The organism is Porphyrobacter sp. CACIAM 03H1 (assembly GCF_002215495.1).
In the GTDB taxonomy this organism is placed as follows: Bacteria; Pseudomonadota; Alphaproteobacteria; order Sphingomonadales; family Sphingomonadaceae; genus Erythrobacter.
The window spans coordinates 1,758,991-1,778,029 of sequence record NZ_CP021378.1; the positions used below are offsets into that span (position 1 = coordinate 1,758,991).

The 19,039-nt window shown below is 65.0% G+C and carries 19 protein-coding genes and 1 tRNA gene; 15 read left to right on the top strand and 5 right to left on the bottom strand.

Features of this window, described 5'->3' with window-relative positions; translation table 11 throughout:
- The first annotated feature begins 25 nt into the window (after nucleotides 1–25).
- From aspS to CBR61_RS08445, 12 genes are all read left to right on the top strand, one after another.
- Complete coding sequence (aspS, locus tag CBR61_RS08385) at nucleotides 26–1,816, top strand: aspartate--tRNA ligase (protein WP_088913950.1); 1,791 nt, start codon at nucleotides 26–28, stop codon at nucleotides 1,814–1,816.
- A gap of 89 nt (nucleotides 1,817–1,905) precedes the next feature.
- A complete protein-coding gene (locus CBR61_RS08390; protein ID WP_088913951.1) occupies nucleotides 1,906–2,892 on the top strand; it encodes a tetratricopeptide repeat protein in 987 nt (328 codons plus the stop codon).
- 84 nt (nucleotides 2,893–2,976) lie between these two features.
- Nucleotides 2,977–3,213: an acyl carrier protein gene (locus tag CBR61_RS08395; protein ID WP_017666217.1), complete on the top strand. Its 237-nt coding sequence runs from the start codon at nucleotides 2,977–2,979 to the stop codon at nucleotides 3,211–3,213.
- 133 nt (nucleotides 3,214–3,346) lie between these two features.
- Nucleotides 3,347–4,606 (top strand): beta-ketoacyl-ACP synthase II, encoded by a 1,260-nt coding sequence (fabF, locus tag CBR61_RS08400; RefSeq protein WP_088913952.1) that lies wholly within the window; start codon nucleotides 3,347–3,349, stop codon nucleotides 4,604–4,606.
- 4 nt (nucleotides 4,607–4,610) lie between these two features.
- On the top strand, nucleotides 4,611–5,576 hold the full coding sequence (gene mltG / locus CBR61_RS08405) for an endolytic transglycosylase MltG (RefSeq protein ID WP_088913953.1): 966 nt from the start codon (nucleotides 4,611–4,613) through the stop codon (nucleotides 5,574–5,576).
- Between the two features lie 56 nt (nucleotides 5,577–5,632).
- Nucleotides 5,633–6,121, top strand: coding sequence for a 2'-5' RNA ligase family protein (locus CBR61_RS08410; protein ID WP_233996672.1), 489 nt, complete (start codon nucleotides 5,633–5,635; stop codon nucleotides 6,119–6,121).
- Between the two features lie 114 nt (nucleotides 6,122–6,235).
- Nucleotides 6,236–6,312: transfer RNA gene (locus tag CBR61_RS08415), tRNA-Met, on the top strand.
- An 80-nt stretch (nucleotides 6,313–6,392) separates the two neighbouring features.
- Entirely contained in the window at nucleotides 6,393–7,517 is a 1,125-nt protein-coding gene (locus tag CBR61_RS08420; protein WP_088913954.1) for a DUF3500 domain-containing protein, read from the top strand.
- Nucleotides 7,518–7,825: 308 nt separating this feature from the next.
- On the top strand, nucleotides 7,826–8,113 hold the full coding sequence (locus tag CBR61_RS08430; RefSeq protein ID WP_157696535.1) for a hypothetical protein: 288 nt from the start codon (nucleotides 7,826–7,828) through the stop codon (nucleotides 8,111–8,113).
- A gap of 110 nt (nucleotides 8,114–8,223) precedes the next feature.
- Nucleotides 8,224–8,544 (top strand): tyrosine-type recombinase/integrase, encoded by a 321-nt coding sequence (locus CBR61_RS08435; protein ID WP_199797421.1) that lies wholly within the window; start codon nucleotides 8,224–8,226, stop codon nucleotides 8,542–8,544.
- A 136-nt stretch (nucleotides 8,545–8,680) separates the two neighbouring features.
- Nucleotides 8,681–10,198, top strand: coding sequence for a winged helix-turn-helix domain-containing protein (locus tag CBR61_RS08440; RefSeq protein WP_088913958.1), 1,518 nt, complete (start codon nucleotides 8,681–8,683; stop codon nucleotides 10,196–10,198).
- Between the two features lie 114 nt (nucleotides 10,199–10,312).
- Nucleotides 10,313–11,278 (top strand): hypothetical protein, encoded by a 966-nt coding sequence (locus CBR61_RS08445; RefSeq protein WP_157696536.1) that lies wholly within the window; start codon nucleotides 10,313–10,315, stop codon nucleotides 11,276–11,278.
- Between the two features lie 577 nt (nucleotides 11,279–11,855).
- Here the strand turns inward: CBR61_RS08445 and CBR61_RS08450 are convergent.
- Nucleotides 11,856–12,581: an SDR family oxidoreductase gene (locus tag CBR61_RS08450; RefSeq protein WP_088913960.1), complete on the bottom strand. Its 726-nt coding sequence runs from the start codon at nucleotides 12,579–12,581 to the stop codon at nucleotides 11,856–11,858.
- 143 nt (nucleotides 12,582–12,724) lie between these two features.
- Here CBR61_RS08450 and CBR61_RS08455 point away from each other — a divergent pair, with 143 nt between their 5' ends.
- The gene (locus tag CBR61_RS08455; RefSeq protein ID WP_088915537.1) at nucleotides 12,725–13,594 is read left to right on the top strand and encodes an AraC family transcriptional regulator; all 870 of its coding nucleotides are present in this window, start codon (nucleotides 12,725–12,727) and stop codon (nucleotides 13,592–13,594) included.
- Between the two features lie 7 nt (nucleotides 13,595–13,601).
- Here the strand turns inward: CBR61_RS08455 and CBR61_RS08460 are convergent, their stop codons facing one another.
- Both CBR61_RS08460 and CBR61_RS08465 read right to left on the bottom strand, forming a co-directional pair.
- Nucleotides 13,602–14,579 carry an alpha/beta hydrolase family protein gene (locus CBR61_RS08460; protein ID WP_088913961.1) on the bottom strand — a complete coding sequence of 326 codons (978 nt, stop codon included), beginning with the start codon at nucleotides 14,577–14,579 and terminating at the stop codon, nucleotides 13,602–13,604.
- A gap of 61 nt (nucleotides 14,580–14,640) precedes the next feature.
- On the bottom strand, nucleotides 14,641–15,243 hold the full coding sequence (locus CBR61_RS08465; RefSeq protein ID WP_088913962.1) for an NAD(P)H-dependent oxidoreductase: 603 nt from the start codon (nucleotides 15,241–15,243) through the stop codon (nucleotides 14,641–14,643).
- A 119-nt stretch (nucleotides 15,244–15,362) separates the two neighbouring features.
- On the opposite strand from CBR61_RS08465, the gene CBR61_RS08470 reads away from it, so the two are divergent.
- Complete coding sequence (locus tag CBR61_RS08470; RefSeq protein WP_199797422.1) at nucleotides 15,363–16,229, top strand: LysR family transcriptional regulator; 867 nt, start codon at nucleotides 15,363–15,365, stop codon at nucleotides 16,227–16,229.
- A 182-nt stretch (nucleotides 16,230–16,411) separates the two neighbouring features.
- On the top strand, nucleotides 16,412–16,717 hold the full coding sequence (locus CBR61_RS16780) for a hypothetical protein (RefSeq protein ID WP_157696537.1): 306 nt from the start codon (nucleotides 16,412–16,414) through the stop codon (nucleotides 16,715–16,717).
- Nucleotides 16,718–16,931: 214 nt separating this feature from the next.
- Here the strand turns inward: CBR61_RS16780 and CBR61_RS08480 are convergent, their stop codons facing one another.
- Complete coding sequence (locus CBR61_RS08480; protein WP_088913965.1) at nucleotides 16,932–18,266, bottom strand: sensor histidine kinase; 1,335 nt, start codon at nucleotides 18,264–18,266, stop codon at nucleotides 16,932–16,934.
- Entirely contained in the window at nucleotides 18,263–18,937 is a 675-nt protein-coding gene (locus CBR61_RS08485; protein ID WP_088913966.1) for a response regulator transcription factor, read from the bottom strand. Before CBR61_RS08485 ends, CBR61_RS08480 begins: the two co-directional genes overlap by 4 nt.
- Nucleotides 18,938–19,039: the final 102 nt, after the last annotated feature.

The following is a 19,039-nucleotide window of genomic DNA, read 5'->3' on the forward strand; positions in this document are numbered from 1 at the left end:
AGCCGCCAACAGGACAAGAGTTTAGATGCACCCCTATCGCACGCATACTTGCGCACAGCTTTCTTCCGATCACGTCGGCCAGACCGTGCGACTTTCGGGCTGGATCCATCGCAAGCGCGATCACGGGGGCGTGTTGTTCGTCGACCTGCGCGACCATTACGGGATCACGCAGATCGTCGCCGACAGCGACAGCCCGGCGCTGCCGGTGCTTGAGGGCTTGAGGGTCGAGAGCGTCGTCACCATCGAGGGCGAGGTCAAGGCGCGGGTGGCCGAGACGGTCAACGCCAACCTCGCGACCGGCGCGATCGAGGTCTTCGCGCGCGGCGTGACGGTGCAGAGCGCGGCCGAGGAGCTGCCGATGCCGGTGGCGGACGAGCAGCCCTACCCCGAGGACATCCGCCTCAAGTACCGCTTCCTCGACCTGCGCCGCGAGACGCTGCACAAGAACATCATGACCCGCGTGGCGGTGATCGCCGACATGCGCGCGCGGATGAATGCGGCCGGTTTCAACGAGTTCTCGACGCCGATCCTCACGGCTTCTTCGCCCGAGGGCGCGCGCGACTTCCTCGTGCCGAGCCGCATCCATGCTGGCAAGTTCTACGCGCTCCCGCAGGCGCCGCAGCAGTACAAGCAGCTGCTGATGGTCGCCGGCTTCGACCGCTACTTCCAGATCGCCCCCTGCTTCCGCGACGAGGACCCGCGCGCCGACCGCCTGCCGGGCGAGTTCTACCAGCTCGACCTCGAAATGAGCTTCGTCACCCAGGAAGAGGTTTGGGAGACGATGGAGCCCGTCATCCAGGGCACCTTCGCGGCCTTTGCGGGCGACAAGCAGGTCACCCCCGCGGGCCAGTTCCCGCGCATCCCTTACGATGAGGCGATGCTGAAGTACGGCTCGGACAAGCCCGATCTGCGCAACCCGCTGATCATCAGCGACGTGTCCTCGCACTTCACGCAATCGGGCTTCGGCCTGTTCGAGAAGATCGTCGGCGGCGGCGGTGTCGTCCGCGCCATCCCCGCGCCCGGCACCCACGAAAAGAGCCGCAAGTTCTTCGACGACATGAACGACTGGGCGCGCAAGGAAGGCTATGCGGGCCTCGGCTACGTCACCCGCAAGGGCGGCGAGTTCGGCGGGCCGATTGCCAAGAACCACGGGCCCGAGCGCATGGCCGAACTCTACGCCGAGCTTGGCCTCGGCGAGAACGACGGGCTGTTCTTCGCTGCCGGCAAGGAAGCAGACGCCGCCAAGCTCGCGGGCGCCGCGCGCATCCGGGTAGGCGAGGAACTCGGCCTGATCGACGAGAGCCGCTTCGAACTGTGCTGGATCGTCGATTTCCCCTTCTACGAATGGAACGAGGACGAGAAGAAGGTCGATTTCAGCCACAACCCCTTCTCGATGCCGCAGGGTGGGATCGAGGCGCTGGAGGGGCAGGACCCGCTCACCATCAAGGCCTTCCAGTACGACCTCGTCTGCAACGGCTACGAAATTGCCAGCGGGTCGATCCGCAACCACAAGCCGGAAACGATGGTCAAGGCCTTCGAGATCGTCGGCCTCTCGAAGGCGGACGTCGAGGAGCGCTTCGGCGGGATGTACCGTGCCTTCCAGTACGGCGCGCCGCCGCACGGGGGGATGGCTGCGGGTGTCGACCGGATCATCATGCTGCTCTGCGGCGCGAAGAACCTGCGCGAGATCTCGCTCTTCCCGATGAACCAGCGCGCCGAGGACCTCCTGATGGGCGCGCCGAGCCCGGCGGAGCCGCGCGCCTTGCGCGAACTCCACCTGCGCGTCGTCGAGCCGCAGGCCAAGCCCGCCGCCTGATGCGCTTTTGCCTGTTGTGATGACAGGCAGACGCGGCATAAATCCTGCCTGAGCGCCGCACGGGGCGGCACGCGGCAGGGGGGTGTGTGATGAGATATCCGCTTTGGTTTGCAGCCGGTGCGGCGGCGCTGGTGCCAACTGGGGCACAGGGCGAGACGCTGCCGGTCGCCGGAGTCTATGCTGCCGGGACGGATGCCCCGTCGCGCGCGCGTTCGATCGCGATTGCCGATTTTTCCGGGCGCGGCGGCGAGCGGCTTGCCTTCGCGATCGATTCCGCCCTGCGCGGCGCGGTGATCGACGGGCGTCCGTGGTTCGACCTCACCTTCACCGCTCCGGCGTTCGGCGACAGCTACACCTATGACGCCGGAGCCGATCCGCGCGGCGTGCAGCGGGGCGGGGCAGATGCGGTGATGCGCGGCATCGCCGAGGTCGAGTGGCGCGATGTCGATTCCGGCACCAAGGAGGTCGAGGAATGCGTCACGCGCAACAGCGTGGGCACCTGCACCGAGAAGAAGAAGGTCAGCTATACCTGCCGCGCCCGCAACGTCACCTTGCGCCCGGAAGTGCGGATGGTCTCGCGCGGGGGCGAGCTGCTTTACGCCAAGGGTGACACGCGGACCGCGAGCCGTCGTTTCTGCAAGGATGAACAGGGTACGCCGTCCGTCGATTCGATCGTCGAGGAACTGGTGGGCGGCTTTGCCGCCGTGGTGCGCGGCGATCTCGCCCCGATCTTCCGCGACGAGGAAATCCGTGTGCTCGAAAGCCGCGACGGGATGAGCAAGTCCGATCAGGCCACCTTCCGTACAGCACTCCGGTTTACCAAGACCGATGTGTCCGAAGCCTGCGCGCTGTTCGAGGAGCTCAGGCAAGCCAATCCGCAGAGCGTTACCCTCCTGTTCAATACCGGCCTGTGCATGGAACGCCTCGGCGAGCTCGATACGGCGGCGCGGCTCTACGAGGAGGCGCTTGCGCTGATTCCGCGCAAACCCGAGCCGCAGCAGGGCCTTGATCGCATCGCCTCGCGCCTCAGGGCCGAACGCCAGTTTTCCCTGCGCGAAGCCGCAGCGGCAAACTGAGCCTCAAGCCCACTTGCACATCCCCGCGCCCTTCATTAGGGCGAGGGACGAGTTTACCCAACCCCAGTTTCAAGAGGGATTACCATGAGCGATACTGCCGATCGGGTGGCAAAGATTGTCGTCGAGCATCTCGGCGTCGAGGCCGACAAGGTCACTCAGGATGCGAGCTTCATCGACGATCTGGGCGCCGACAGCCTCGACATCGTCGAGCTGGTGATGGCCTTCGAAGAGGAATTCGGCGTCGAAATCCCCGACGATGCGGCCGAGAAGATCACCACGGTCGGTGACGCCACCAAGTACATCGAAGAACACAAGGGCTGATCGCCCGACCATTCCCGTTTCGCCCTGAGCGTGTCGAAGGGTGCTTGCCGGCCCGTTGGCCGGCAGGACAATACGGGGCTTCGACAGGCTCAGCCCGGACGGGTTGAGCCTGTTGTGCGTTTTGGAGAATGATATGCGCCGTGTGGTTGTTACCGGCCTCGGTCTTGTCACCCCGCTGGGCGGCGACGTCGAGACATCGTGGGCGAACCTCATTGCCGGTGAAAGCGGGGCGGGACAGATCACCCGCTTCGACACTTCGGACCAGAAGTGCACCATCGCCTGCGAGGTGAAGCCCAAGGATCACCCTTGGGGCTTCGACCCCGACAAGCGCGTCGACCACAAGGTCCAGCGCCAGGTCGATCCCTTCATCGTCTACGGGATCGATGCCGCAGGGCAGGCGCTCGAGGACGCCGGCCTGACCGACATGACCGAGGCCGAGAAGGAGCGCACCGGCTGCTCGATCGGCTCGGGGATCGGAGGCCTTCCGGGGATCGAGCTGGAAAGCGTCAATCTTCATGAACGCGGCCCCGGCCGGGTGAGTCCGCACTTCGTCCACGGGCGCCTCATCAACCTCATCACCGGGCAGGTGCAGATCAAATACGGCTTCATGGGCCCGAACCATGCCGTCGTCACCGCCTGCTCCACCGGCGCGCACTCGATCGGCGATGCCGCGCGGATGATCGCGATGGACGATGCCGACGTCATGCTGGCAGGCGGTGCGGAATCGACCGTCAACCCGCTCGGCATCGCCGGCTTCGCCCAGGCGCGCGCGCTCAACATGAGCATGAACGACCGCCCGACCGAGGCGAGCCGGCCCTACGACCGCAACCGTGACGGTTTCGTCATGGGCGAAGGCGCGGGCGTGGTGGTGCTCGAGGAATACGAGCGTGCCAAGGCGCGCGGCGCGAAAATCTACGCCGAAGTCACCGGCTATGGCCTGTCGGGCGATGCCTACCACGTCACCGCCCCGCACCCGGAAGGGCGCGGCGCGGAACTGGCTATGCGCATGGCGCTGAGGAAGGCCGGCCTCGGTCCGGGCGACATCGACTACATCAACGCCCACGGCACCTCGACCATGGCGGACACCATCGAGCTTGCCGCGATCAAGCGGGTGCTGGGCGATGATCTCGGCGGAGCGTCGATGTCCTCGACGAAGTCTGCCATCGGCCACCTCCTCGGCGGCGCGGGCGCGGTCGAGGCGATCTTCTGCATCCTCGCGATGCGCGACCAGATCGTGCCGCCGACCCTCAACCTCCACGATCCCGACGAAGGAACGGAAGGCATCGACCTCGTGCCGCTGGTCGCGAAGAAGCGGCAGGTGCGCGCGGTGCTGAACAACTCCTTCGGCTTCGGCGGCACCAATGCCTCGCTGATCATGCAGAAGCTGGACTGACGGCGTGACCCGCGGGCGGCTCGTCCTCGGCGGTCTGGTCGCTCTGGCGCTCGCCGGGCTGCTCTTCGCATGGAGCCTGCTCGGTTCGGCGACGATCGCCAAGGACACGAGCTTCACCATCCCCGCGGGCGCCTCGGTGTCCTCTGTCGCCAACAAGCTCGAGGCCGAGGGGCTGATTACCTCGGCCTCCGGCTTCACCTTGCAGGCGCGCATCTTCGGCTCCGACGCGCCGATCCAGGCGGGCGAATTCCTGCTGACCCCCGGCATGAGCCAGGGTGACATCCTTGAAGCCTTCCAGTCGGGCGACGTGATCCGCCGCTTCGTCACCATTCCCGAAGGCATGCCCTCGATCCTCGTGTGGGAACGCCTGATGGCCGAGGAGCTGCTGACCGGCGATATCGACGTCCCCCCCGAAGGTTCGATCCTGCCCGACACCTATGCCTTCGAACGCGGGCAGTCGCGCAAGAGCCTCGTCGAGCAGATGCAGGCGGCGATGGACAAGGCGCTGGCCGAGGAATGGGCCAAGCGCCGCCCCGGTATCCCGGTCGACACAATGCGCGAGGCGCTGATCCTTGCCTCGATCGTCGAGAAGGAAACGGGCAAGCCCGAGGAACGCCGCATGGTGGCGGGGCTCTATTCCAACCGCGTGCGCACGGGCATGATGCTGCAGGCCGATCCGACGATCATCTACCCGATCACCAAGGGCAAGCCGCTGGGCCGCCGAATCCGCCAGTCGGAGATTGCCGCGGTCAACGGCTACAACACCTATACCAAGGTGGGCCTGCCAGAGGGGCCGATCACCAATCCGGGCCGGGCCAGCATCGCCGCGGTAATGAACCCGGAGAACACGGGCGCGTTGTTCATGGTCGCGGACGGGACGGGCGGGCACTGGTTTGCCGACACCCTTGCCGAACACAATGCCAATGTCGCCAAGTGGTACGCGATCCGCCGCGAGCGGGGCGAGATGTAGGCGAGCCGGGTCCCATCGCCGATCCTTTCATCCTCACCGCTGTCCTGCCGCCCGATTTGCAAGGCTTCGCGGAAGGTCTGCGCCGTGCGCATTTCCCGCCGGAGCGCAATCACCTCCACGCCCATGTCACCCTGTTCCACGCCTTCGCTCCGGCGCTGCTGGAGGAGCTGCGCGACTATCTGCCGCAGGTCGCGGCCGAATTCGCTCCGCCCGAGGGGGCGGTGAAGGGGGTGATGGATCTGGGCAAGGGCACCGCCATCGCGCTCGAGGCGCCGCAGCTGCTGTCTTTGCGCGCTCTCATCGCGGAGCATTTCCGCGGCAGCCTCACCGCGCAGGACCTCCACGAACCGCGCCCGCACATCACCATCCAGAACAAGGTGACGAAGGAAGAGGCGCGGGCGCTCCAGGCAAGCCTCGCGCCGGTGCTCGCGCCGTGGATCGCCAGGGGCCGCTTCACCTTTCCCGCGCTGGCGCTCTGGCGCTATCGCGGCGGCCCGTGGGAACGGGTCAAGACCTGCGCCTTCCGGGGCCGCGAGCGGCTGTAACCCGCGCGCGCAACAGGGCTTGACCCTGCAAGCCGCGCGCCCTAAGTGCGCGCCTCGCCCGGGCCGACACCCGGACGCGAATCCGGCATGGCAAGGTGTGCCGGATCCCCTTGGGGCGGAGTAGCTCAGCCGGTTAGAGCAGCGGAATCATAATCCGCGTGTCGGGGGTTCGAGTCCCTCCTCCGCTACCATATCCCCTCGCTGTCACCCCCCGTTGTCAGACCTGCGGTCCGTCTGTAGGCTTCGTTCCGGGGTGACGGGGGAACATTTCATGAGATTGATGACGATCGCGGTTTCCGCAGCTGTTCTGGCTGCGGTTGTGCCGGCCAGCACTGTTGCAGCCCATGAATCGCCGGAGCATGCGCTGGAGGCGGCGCGCATCGAGGCCATGCGTGCGGCGACCGTGGCCTTTCTTGCCAGTCTCGACGATGACGCGCGCATCGCGGTGCAGGCGAGCCTCGCCGACAACGCCCGGCGCACCGCCTGGTCGAACCTCCCGGCCAGCTTCGTACCGCGTTCGGGGGTGTCGGTCGCGCAGATGAACGCCGCGCAGCGCCAGGCGCTCCACGCGATGCTGGCGGCCGCCTTTTCCAGCCAGGGTTACCTCAAGACGATCACATCCATGTGGCACGAGGATGTGCTGCACGAGATGACCTTGGCAGCGGCGGCGAGGCTGCCGGATGGCGATCCCCGCAAGGCGCAGGGGCTTGCCCTTGCCCTCAATTTCGACAGCGAGAAATTCTTCGTGACGGTGTTCGGCGATCCGGCGGGCAAGGACTGGGGCTGGATGATGACCGGCCACCACTATGCCGCCAATTTCACGGTCGCAGACGGGAAGATCGCCTTCACTCCGCTGTTTCTCGGCGCCAATCCGCAGACCGTGCCGGACGGGCGTTTCGCCGGCTGGCGTCTCCTCCAGCACGAGGCCGATCGTGCCTTTGCCCTCGTCGGCGCATTGACTCCGGCCCAGAGGCGACAGGTGGTTGTCGCCGATGCGGTCGACGGCTCTGTGTTTGCCGGGAAGGGGAGGCAGGATCTGGCGCGCGTTCCACAAGGCATTCCGGCGTCCGCGCTCGATACCGTACAGCGCCAGTTGCTGACCGCGCTGATCGACGAGTATCTTGGCGATGCCTCGGACGAGGCCGCGGCGCGCCAGCGTGCCGCGATTGCAGCAGACGGGCCGGACAAGCTCTATTTCTCGTGGTGGGGACCAACCGACGATCCCAAGGCGCGCTACATGTTCAGGGTACAAGGTCCCTCGATCATCATTGATTATGTCCGTGAAGCCTCGCCGGACGGGGGCTTCAACCATGTCCATTCGATCGCCCGTGATCCGTCGAACGATTACGGTGCGCGGTGGCTGGAGCAGCACTATCAGGAAGCGCATCAGCAGTGACGTGAGCTTGGCTGCTCCGCTACTGGTCTGGGCTTCCCGCGAAGCTGGGCGCTTGTCGAAGAACAGCACGTTGTCCGGCGGAAAGACGCCAGCGCGGCCGTTCGCTTCCATGATCGTCATGATGTGCTGGAGGAACTTCAGCTGCTTGACCGTTGCGAGCTCGAACAGCTCGAACGGACCATGCTCCATTCCTATCGCAGCCATGTGAACCACCACATTGAGCCGAAGGTGGGTCATCCGCTGCTCAACGATCTGGCCGCCGTCCATGTCCGCGATTTCCTCGACAGCACCCACGCAATGGCGAGGAGGTGTCTGACCTCGCTCCCTCGATGATCAGCGCGGCCCAGGAGCGGGGGATCGTCAAGCACAACGTCGCGCGCGATGTGAAATTGCGCCGTTCTGAGCGTCATCATCCCGACCGTGTATTCCCCACCAAGGAGGAGATCAGGGCGCTCGTCACCAATGCACTGGAGCGTCACGAGCCGCTCATCATGACGGCGCTGTTTACCGGGATGCGCATGTCAGAGCTGCGCGGGCTCAGTTGGGGATACGGTCGATTTCCAGCGAAGCATCATCACCGTGAGGAAGCGCGCTGACCGCTACTGCGACATGGGGAACACGAAGAGCAAGTCTGGCCGGCGCGAGATCCCGATGGACTCGCAACTCGCCGCGGTGCTCACGGCGTGGAAGGTTGTATGCCCCTTGGGTGAGCTCGACCTGGTGTTCCCGAACGGCCAAAGGCAACGTCGAGACGCACTCGAACATCTACAATCGCATGTTCAAGCCACTCATGCTGACGTGTGGCATCGTGAACGGGGAAGGCGGCCCACGGTTCTCACTGCACGCCATGCGTCACGCTGCTGCCTCGCTGTTCATCGAACAGGGTTGGCCGCCGAAGAAAATCCAGACCATGTTCGGGCACTCGTCGATCACGATGACCAATGACGATTATGGGCACCTGTTCCATGACCCCGCCAAGGACGTGGATTTGATGGACGGGATGGAGCGGGGGCTCATGGCTGCTTAGCGCCGCGGTGTTCCGCCGTTGGGCGACCTAGATGCTTGTAAGCAGCGTCTCGGCACCGATAGCGAAAGAAAGGATTGCCAAGTCGACTTTGGCGGTGGCTATTCTGAGGTCAGGAGATGGTCAAGTATAGCCTCAGATGAACCAGCCGAAGTCGATCACCGCAGCTGACCTGGCACGACGCAGCGATTTCGAGCTCGGCAATGCGCTGATCCGCCCATCTATCAAGACGATCGTCGGGCCGACGGGAATAGTGGTTGTCGAACCACGTGTGGTGCAGGTGCTGCTCGTGCTCCACGATGCCGCTCCCGATGTCATGAGCCGGCAGGATCTTCTGGCGGCTTGCTGGGGTGGAGTGTTCGTCGGCGATGATGCGCTCAATCGAGCGATCGCCGAGATCCGCCGGGCCATCCGCGAAACAGGAGCTGACATCGGGATCGAAACAATACCACGGGTTGGCTACCGTTTAACCGTGCCCGATGGCACAAAGAGGTCTTCACGTTCGGCTGTTCGTGAGGCCAAGGGTATCGGTCGCAGGCCTTTGTTGATCGGCGGCTTCGCCACCGCCGGCCTGCTGCTTGCCGGGATCGGCGGTTACCAGCATTATCGCGACCGCATTAAATTCGAGCAGTTGATGACCCTCGGCAAGGGCTTCGAGAGGCGCGGGGATACGGTCTCGCTCGGCAAGGCCGAGCAGGCGTTCCGGGAAGCCATCGCAATCGATGGCCGGGACGCGGGCGCGTGGGGCTGGTTGGCGCGTGTGCTCGGCAAGAGCGAGGCTGCGCGTGAGGCCGCCATGCGGTCGCTTGCCATCGATCCCCGCAACCCCGATGCGCGAATGACGCTGCTGGTGCAGGATTGGGGATTGTCCAATTGGGCGCAGTGGGAAGCGAAAGTCGATGCAGTCCTCGCCGACTTTCCCGACCACGACCTCGCGCTCGATACCCTGGTGCTTTTTCACCAAGGCGTTGGCCGGTGCGTCAGCTCATGGGATCTGAACGAGCGCGCTGCCAAGCTCCGGCCGCTCGATCCCGTCCCGCTCAATCGCCGTGCGATCAAGCACTGGATCTTCGGCCGCACCGCCGAGGCCGACCGGGTTGCCGACCGCTGCGTCGAGTTGTGGCCGCGCCAGCCCTATGTGTGGAATACGCGCCTCATGATCTACGCATTCACAGATCGTGCCGAAGCGGGGCTCGCGTTCCTCGCCGATGCCGAGGTTCGACCGGCCGATCTCAAGCCTGTCAGTCTGGTCACCTGGAGGGCGATCCTTGATGCTGTGCGCACCCGGTCACCGGCTGACGTGGCTGCTGCCGTTAGTGCTTGCAGCCAAGCAGCGCGCCTCGCACCGGGCCTCGCGGCGAATGCGATCATGGCGATGTCGTGGCTAGGCAAGCTCGATGCGGCCTATCGTATCGCGGAAGGGTTGTTTGCAGGCACTGGCGCGATCGTCCAGAAGTCTCGTGGGCGCGGGATCAAGGACACCTATTCGGACACGGCTTGGGCGCGCTCGCAGTTCATGTTCATACCCGCCATGGCGCCATTCAGGGCAGATTCGCGCTTCACAGGGATATGCGAGAGCGCGGGACTTGCCGCCTACTGGCGCGAGCGGGGGATCGGCCCCGACTCTTTCGTGCGCGGCACACTGCGGCTCGCCTGAAGCCCGGCGCCGAGCGGACCATCGGCAATCCATCGGCAAATCCTCGGACGGCGATTGCGCGCTAATCGTCTAAACTCGCGCGTGTTTGCACGAATTGATTTCGAGGGAGGGGATATGAAGCGAATGAGGCTTGCTGGCGCACTGGCTTCGGCCACGGCATTGCTCACGATCTGGGGCTGCGGCGGCGAGGACGGTCAGGCGCCCCCTACGGGAGGGACAGCGACGCCGACACCCACTCCCACTCCGACACCTACGCCTACGCCCACTCCGCCGCCCACCGGCGATTTGGGGTTCGCTGGCGCGCGCATTGGCGAGACCGTCTCCGGCCCCATGGCCTGCTCCGACGGTGCGGTTACGCGCTCCACCGACGGCGGAATTGTCGGGATTGGTCCGGTGAGCCGCATCAAGATCGACAACCAGATCGCCGTCACCTATCGCGCTCTCGATACATATTCCACCGACATCAACGGCTTTGGTGGTTCCTCCTGGTCACCGAGCGACAAGCGACCGGCGCCCAACGAGTGGTTCACGCGATACTCAAGCCCTCTGCAGGGGGAGTTGTTGCTCTCGCGGTTCAACATAAGTTTCGCAGCGCATGGACTGGAGAACGGATCGTCACTGTGCTTCTTCGCGGCGGGCCTTCCATCCAAGACACTCCCAACCGCAGGCTCGGTCCAGTATTTCGGTATCGTGGATGGGTTCGGAATTATCAACGGAGTGCCCAAGCGGTTCCTCTATTGGCAGACGAATGGGACCGTCCCCGAACTCATCATGAACTGGGCAAGGCGCGAAGGGGATCTCACGTTCCAGTTGATGGCACGAAGCGACCCCTTCGGCCAGTTCGAGAAGAATGCGGTCGAACCGGTCGGCACGATTACCGGGCGGATCCGACTCGATCAGCCGGGCACGATCGCGCTGTCCGGCGCCGGCTTCACAGGAACGATGACCTACGCGTTCGTCAGCGACGACAAGAATGTGCTCGGCACCGGCGGGGCGGGAGCGGCTCTCGTATACGAGCTGAGGCGTGCAAATGGCGATTTCGTCTACGGATCGATTGCGCTGAACGCCAACCTCATGTGAGGTCAATCTGCATCGCTTGCGACCACGGGAGCGTGCGCTGGGCGTGGCGAGCGCCTGCGCCAGCGTGGAAGGATGTGTGTCTCCTCACCTGACACTGGCGAAGCGACGCCCGCGCATTCATGCGGGAGAACAAAAAGCAGCTCCGTAGCGCGTCTATATGAGCTAACCCGCTGGAATCATCATACGCGTGTCGGGGGTTCGAGTCCCTCCTCCGCTACCAATACAATAAAACTCCGGGCCGTTCACCTTGAGCAACTGCGGAAGCGCGGCCGGTGGATCGTACCGTTGCCAGCCAAGACATTGAGCAAAGGCTGGAGTCAGGAAGCTGGGCTGCATGGTATTCCCGAGCGCGAGTTGAAGAGCCCTTCCGTTGATGCGCATTGGGACGACCATGCCGGGAATGCGCCATTTGGCGATGAGCGGTGCGACTATTCAGTTCACGCATCCGGCAAGATTGTCACCAGCCGCAAGGATGGTTCGGCGAGACGCGCTCAAGACGGTAGAAGCATGGAGCACTGTTTCGGATACCCAGTTGCGAAAGCACTCGGGGAAGACGCTGAAAGGGGTGTGGCGCACCTCACATCCCGGCTGCCGTGGGACGGACGATGACTTCGTTGATGTCGACGCCGGCGGGTTGTTCGAGGGCGAACCGCACCGCGCGGGCGATGGCGTCAGGTGTCAGCGACTTCTTGCGCCATTCGACTAGGTCGGCGGCCAGTGCCGGGTCGCTGATGTCGTGACCCAGTTCGGTGGCGACGACGCCAGGCGAGATCAGGGTGGAGCGGATCTCGTCGTGCTCCAGCCGCAGGCCTTCGGTGATCGCCCTTACGGCGTGCTTGGTGGCGCAATAGACCGCTGCCGTGGGTACCACCATGTGGGCCGCGATGGATGCGACATTGATCACGTGCCCGTCCTGCTGTGCCATGAAGCGTGGCAGCACCGATGCGATGCCATTCAGCACGCCGAGAATGTTGACGTCGATCATCCGCTTCCATTCCTCACGCTTGAGCGATGCCAGAGGCGACAGCGGCATCACGCCGGCATTGTTCACGAGCGCATCGATCCGGCCGAAGCGTTCCTCGGCTGCAGCGACGAAGGCATCGAAGCTGGTCGCATCGGTGACGTCGAGAGCGCACCATCCGGTGTGCTCGCCAAGCTCCTCTGCCAAGGCGGAAAGTCGGTCGCTGCGGCGCGCGCCCAGAAACAGATTGGCGCCGGTGTCTGCCAGTTCGCGTGCGCTGGCCTCGCCGATTCCGCTCGAAGCGCCTGTAATGAGGATGGTCCTGTTGTTGAGCTGAGCCATGTCTCGTTCCTTTCGTCCGGTGCGTTCAAGGTGCCGGAATCGGGCTCGCGGCGTTAGTCCGATCATCCGCAATGCTTGCACGATCCTCCAAAACTTCCGCATGTTTGCTTGCGCGCGGGCTCACGATCGGCGACAGGGTGATCATGTCTGACGCTCCGGATCTCGCGCCGATCATTGCCGGGCACACGCCGCAGCCCGGGGTTTTCGAGACACCTGTGCCGGGCGTATCGCTGATCCGGGCCGATGCTCCGGGCATGCCGATGCCGACGGTCTACGAGCCGTCGCTTTGCATTATCGCCCAGGGCGCAAAGACCGTGTGCCTTGGCGAGCGCAGGCTGCATTACGATCCTTCCCACTGCCTCGTCGCTTCGGTGGACCTTGCGCTGATCGGTCAGGTCACAGCTGCCACCCCGGGTCATCCTTACCTGTGCTGCAAGATCGACCTCGATCAGTCCGTGCTTGCCGATCTGATCACGGACGAGGGCCGCGCCTTGCCGCGGGGTGATCCACCCCCGCTTGCGGTGCACCCCATCGGCACAGACCTGCTCGATGCGGCCGCTCGCCTGCTGCGGCTGCTTGATCGGCCAAGGTCGATTCCCGTGCTCGCTCCGCTGGTGCAGCGCGAAATCCTTTACCATCTCCTCGAAGGGCCTCAGGGTCCCATGCTCCGCCATGCTGCCTCTGGTGACAGCCATCTGGGACAGATCGGCCGCGCGATCGGCTGGATCCGCCGCCATGCGCATGAACAGCTTCGGATCTGCGACGTTGCCAGTGCCGCGCGAATGAGCGTTTCCTCGTTGCACCATCACTTCAAGCGGATCACCGGCCTGACGCCCCTGCAGTTCCAGAAGCAGTTGCGGTTGCAGGAAGCGCGCCGGATGATGATCGCCGAGGGGGTGGGCGCCGGCTCTGCCGGATTTGCCGTGGGCTATGACAGCCCTTCGCAGTTCAGCCGCGAGTACCGCCGCCTGTTCGGCGCGCCGCCGCGTGCCGATGTCAGCCGCGTCGGCTGAGCAAGGGTCACCCGGAAACAGCCTCCCGCACCTTTCGGTCAAGGCGGCCGAGGGCACTCGCCGGGCCCGCGAGCGCGGCACCGGCATGTGCCCACACGCTGTCGCCTTCCATGAGGGCCGAACGCAGATAGGCCCAGACCATGCGCAGGGTCAGTTCGAGTCGGTCTGGATCCTCATCATCGGTTTCCTTCGCATCATATCCGGCGATACCGCCGAGGCCATGCCGGCCCCCGGTTACTGTCAGGAGCGCCTCGGCGCCCGGACTGAGGTGGTAGGGGTCAGCGTGCCAGTCGGCACCGCGGACTGTCAGGTGGGGGCTCACGTCCCGGTCGCCGAAGACCACAAGGCTCCGGGTGACGAGATGGACGAAGTCGGGAGAGAAAGCGGGGCCATAGGTCTTGCCGTTCTCGCTGAGATTGCCGCCGCCTGCACCGGGCGCTGCCAGCAGCACGCCAGCCTTGATCCGCGGGTCGCGCAGGTCGACCTTGGCGCCGTCGATCGTGACCCGCATTCCAAGCAGCAAGGCAACCGTGTGGCCGCCGAGCGAATGGCCCACGGCAGCGATCCGTTCGTGATCCAGCCGGCCCTTCAGAAGGGGCAAAGCCGCCTCGATGGAGCCTAGCCCATCCAGGATGGCGGTCAGTTCCTCTGCGCGCTCGCGCCAGAACAAGGGCGCTCCGGACATGTCGCGTGGCAGTCCGCCCACCTTGCTGTTGGCCTGCGTGGGCTGGATCACCACGAAACCGCGCTCGGCCAGAAAGTTGGCAAGCGGACCATAGCCGTCCTTGGAGGGCAGATATAGCGATGGCCCGTGACCATGCGACAGCAGCACGATCGGCAGGGAATCGCGATCAACCGGCGCGGTGACGCGCAGCTGCAAGGGTTGCGGGCGCCCGTGCATCGGCAAGGGCACCGGGCTGAAGGAAGCGGCCAGGGTCGGCTCCGGCGTCGGAATGAGCCGGGCGAGGTCGATCAGGTTGTTCATTCGCATTTGTTCCTTCTGCCGGGGCGTGCTTCCAGGTCTGTGCCAGGTCGGTCCGGCTCACTCAGGCGGCGCGGCTGTCCAAGGGCCGTGGAGCGACTGGCGATGATGCCAGGCGTGACAGGGCGCGGGTGTAGGCGTGGCCGGCTTCGGCAAGATCGTCTCCGCCCAGTGCGTCTGCGCCAAACACCAGAAAGGGATCCTGCCAGTCCATGGCAAAGCGGTTTGCAGAGGCTTGCAGGGGAGTCAGAAGCTCAGCGAGGGTGAAGCGGTTGCGCCCTTTCGGGCGGTATGTGGCCTCCTCGGCGCCCATGGTCGCAGCGACCATCAGAGGCTTTCCGGCGAGCCCTGCGCCTTCGGTGTTCCAGTGCATGTAGGCCATCCGGGTCAGGACGACGTCCTGCCACTGTTTCAGCAATGCGGGGGTCGAATACCATTGCATCGGGAACTGAAGCACGATGCGGTCGGCGCGCAGCAGTCGGGCCGCCTCTGGTGCACTGTCGCGCTCCATTGCGAGCCCTGCCGGGTAGAGGGCAGCCATGTCGGCAAGCGCAACATTATGCAGTCCCGCCGCCGCCCGCGACAGGGCTGTGTTGACCCTCGATCGTTCGGAATCCGGATGGAAGAGCAGGATCTGCGTTACGCTTGGCTTGAGTGTGTCGTGCATGGGTTGAGCTCGCCTTGTGTCCGTTCGTGACCTGCAGGACATGGGCAGTCGCAAATGATCCTTCCAATCGATATTCATTTTATCCTATTATCGAGCCCATGAATTTGCGTTCGGTCGATATGAACCTGCTCGTCGTCCTCGACGTCCTTCTCGAAGAACAGCACGTCGGGCGGGCGGCCGAGCGCGTGGGGCTGTCGCAGCCGGCCATGTCGGCCGCGCTCCAGCGCTGCCGTCACCTCTTCCGGGACGAGCTGCTCGAGCGGAGCCGGGGTACGATGCGCCCCACGCCCAAGGCCGAGAGTCTGAGGCGCCCCCTGAAGGAACTGCTTGCCGCGGCCACCCAGATCATCGCGCCCCCGGCGGTGCCGATTGCCGACCTCAGGGCAAGGCTGAGGCTCACGATGGCCGACCTCTCCTCGCTGCTCGTCCTTGAGCCGCTGCTTGCCGATCTTGCCCGGACGGCTCCAGGCATCGACATTGTCCTGCAGCCGTGGGCCGGAGCGGAGCAAGCCAGACGCGCGCTGAAGGACGGCTCAACCGATATCGCGGTCTCGGTGTTCGAAACCGACGATGACGATCTGTGCTGCCGACCTGCGAGCAAGGAGGCCTATGTCGTGGCCATGCGCGAGGATCATCCTGCGGCGCAGGGCTTCACGCTGGAATCGTGGCTGTCGTTTCCGCACATCGTCGTTTCAGGGCGGGGCGATGCGCGTACAGCACTGGACAGCGAACTTGCCTCGCGCGGGCTCAGGCGCCGGGTAGGCGTGGTGGTTCCGACCTTCGGCATGGTGGTACCGCTCCTGCGCTGCACGCCGATGATCGGAATGGTACCGGAGAAGCTGGTGGTCGACACACCCGGCCTCGCCCTTTTCCGGCCGCCTGTGTCCGTGCCGGACATCAGCCTGTCCCTCGCATGGCACCGCCGCCGCGAGAACGATCCCGCGCTGCGTCACGTGGCCGATCGGCTCGCAGCCCATCTCGGCTGAGGGGCCTGCTCCAAGTCCGGATTGGCCACCGGACTTGCCATCCGATCAGGCTAACGCACTAGGTCCGCTCACGGCCGGGGCACGCCATGTTCACGCAATCTACGCCTTTCAGTCGAGTGCGAACCGCATCTCGCGTCCGTCATCCGGCGGCGGTGATGATGCGTCGATCGAAAGGACCAGACATGACCCCCTACCGTGCCGAAACCATCTTCCGACCCTTCCGAACCCTCGGGCTCGTCGCCCTGCTGGGCGCCTCTGTCGCTGCCTGTTCCACCGATAGCGGCAGTCTACGGAGTGCCGCGGCAGCGAACCTTGCCAGCGATACGGCGCTCAACGCGCAGATCATCTCCGACCGTGCGCGCGCACAGCGTTGCGATCGTGACCCGAGCCGCAAGGAATGTCCCCGCGCGGATCGCGAGCGGGCCGAGCGCGACAGGGAGTGGCGCTGCGAGCGTGACCCCACCCACCGCCAATGTCGCCGCCCCTGATCGGACCTGCCGGCCTGACGGGCGCTCCTCGTACGTCGCCAGAATGTCGAGGAAGAGCAAGCACTCCGGGGGAGCGACAAGTGCGCTCCCCCTCCTTTCCTGCACTTGCAGATCAAGCCCAATGACGACCACCAATGGCGGCGCAATTGTCCCTGTCCTGACGTCATATTCGAGCGACGAAATCTGTTGTGGGTCACACTCTGTCGGGCGCCGGTCAGGTTGCCTTGCCGAGCCGGGGCTCATCGAGCGTGACCCGCACCAGCGCCCCTTCTCCGGGGGCGGCGAGAACATCGATCCTGCCGCTCTGGCGGGCCACCACCTCCCGCACGAGAGTGAGGCCAAGGCCGCTCCCGGACACGGACGGGCTCAGCCTGTGGAACGGCTCGAAAACCCGTTCGCGTTCTTCGGGCGGAATCCCCGGACCATCGTCCTCGATTTCGAAGCTCGAAGCGTTCACCCGAACGATGATCTTGCGCCCCCCGTGCCGGGCGGCGTTCTGGACGAGGTTCATGACGACCCGTTCGATCGCCGAGGGATCGCCGAGGCACGGCGCATCCTCCAGACCTTCGACCGCGATGGTCTGCCCGCCCGCGATGATCAGCGGCGCCATGTCCCCCACGACCCCGCGGATCAGCGCGGCCAGATCGAAGCGGCTGCGATCGGCATGGTTCTCCATGCGCTGGATGTCGAGCAGTTGCTCGGCGAGCGTCGCGAGGCGCTGGATGTCGCTTGCCAGGGCGCGGGTGACCTCGCTCTCGGAGCTCTCCACCTTGCTCTGGAGCACCGCGATCGGCGTGCGAAGTTCGTGCGCGGCGTAGCCGAAGAAACGTTTCTGCCGCTCTTGACCTTCATCCAGCCGCCGCAGGGCTGCGTTCACCGCGCTGACGAGCGGCGCGATTTCCCGGGGCGCATGGTTCTCGCTCAAGTATCGTCCGCGCGTATCGGCATCGATCGCCTCCGCCTCGCGCGCGATCCGGTGGATTCCTGCGAGCGAGCGCCGCACGATCCAGGGTGTCACCACAAGCGAGGCCAACGCCAGCAGCACGAAGATCGGCAGGACAATCACGTTGGAAGCGAGGAACACAATCAGGTTGAGATCCGAAAGGGCGCCATGGCCGAGGATCGTGAGTTCCCCGATGTCGGTCCTGTGCCTCCTGGCGACCGCAGCGAGCGCGTAGGGCGGTTTTCTGTCGCGCAACTGGGCGAAGGACAGATCCCCGAGACGTCCTACGAGCGAACTGTAGTGCCGCGGCACCGGCCCGTAACTGACGCTGGCGCCGGTATCGTCCTCTGCCAAGAACCACAGCTGCGGTGTCCCGGCCCTCAGTTCGGCCAGTTCGGGCGTGATCGTCACGGAGAGCTGCCCGGTCTCGTCGCGCTCGATTGCCCCCGCGATCACCGGGATGATCCGTTCGTCGGTGTATGGCCCGCCGCTGTCGAAGCGGATCGCCACCGCGACGATGATCGCGAAAGAGACGATCAGGATCGCGAAGTTGACGGCGAGCGGGTAGATGATCAGCGGGCGCCGGAGGGAAGGGGGGCGCTTCATGCGCCCTCCCGGAGCAGATATCCCACACCCCTGATCGCGTGTATCTCGACCCCGGCGCCCGATGCCGCCAGCTTTTTCCGCAGCCGCGAGATATGCGAATCCAGCGTGTTGGACTGCACTTCGTCGTCAAAGCCGAACACGGCCTGCTCGAGCGTTTCGCGCAGCACAGTCCTGCCGCGACGTTTCATCAATGCGGCAAGGACACGCAGTTCGCGGCGCGGTAGGTCGAGCCGCCCCCCCTCAACCTCGACTTCCTCGTTGGCCAGATCGAACACCACCGCCCCTGCGCGGATCTCGGCGCCTTCCAGTTGAGCCGGGCGCCGGCGAACGGCGCGGATGCGCGCAAGCATTTCGTCCATTGCGAAGGGTTTGACGAGATAGTCGTCCGCTCCCTCGTCCAGCCCGGCCACACGGTCGGCCACTTCGCCGAACGCGCTCAGCACGATGATGTGGATGCCCGGATTGCGGGCGCGCAAGTCATGAACCAGCGACAGCCCCTCACCATCGGGGAGCTTCCTGTCGAGCAATGCCAGATCGTAGACGGCCATCAGCCCGGCCTCTCGAGCGGTTGCAAGCCGATCGACGTGATCGACGATGAACCTCTCCTTCCCGAGGACCGCACAGACGGATTCGGCGAGCCGGAGCTCGTCTTCGACCAGCAAGATTCTCACAGCTTTTCCCGTTCATTGCCGAGCGGCGAATACGCTCGATGGACTGCATTCAACGATCGGTCCGGATCGACTGATCGAACCCGTCTTGGGGCCAACTCAGCG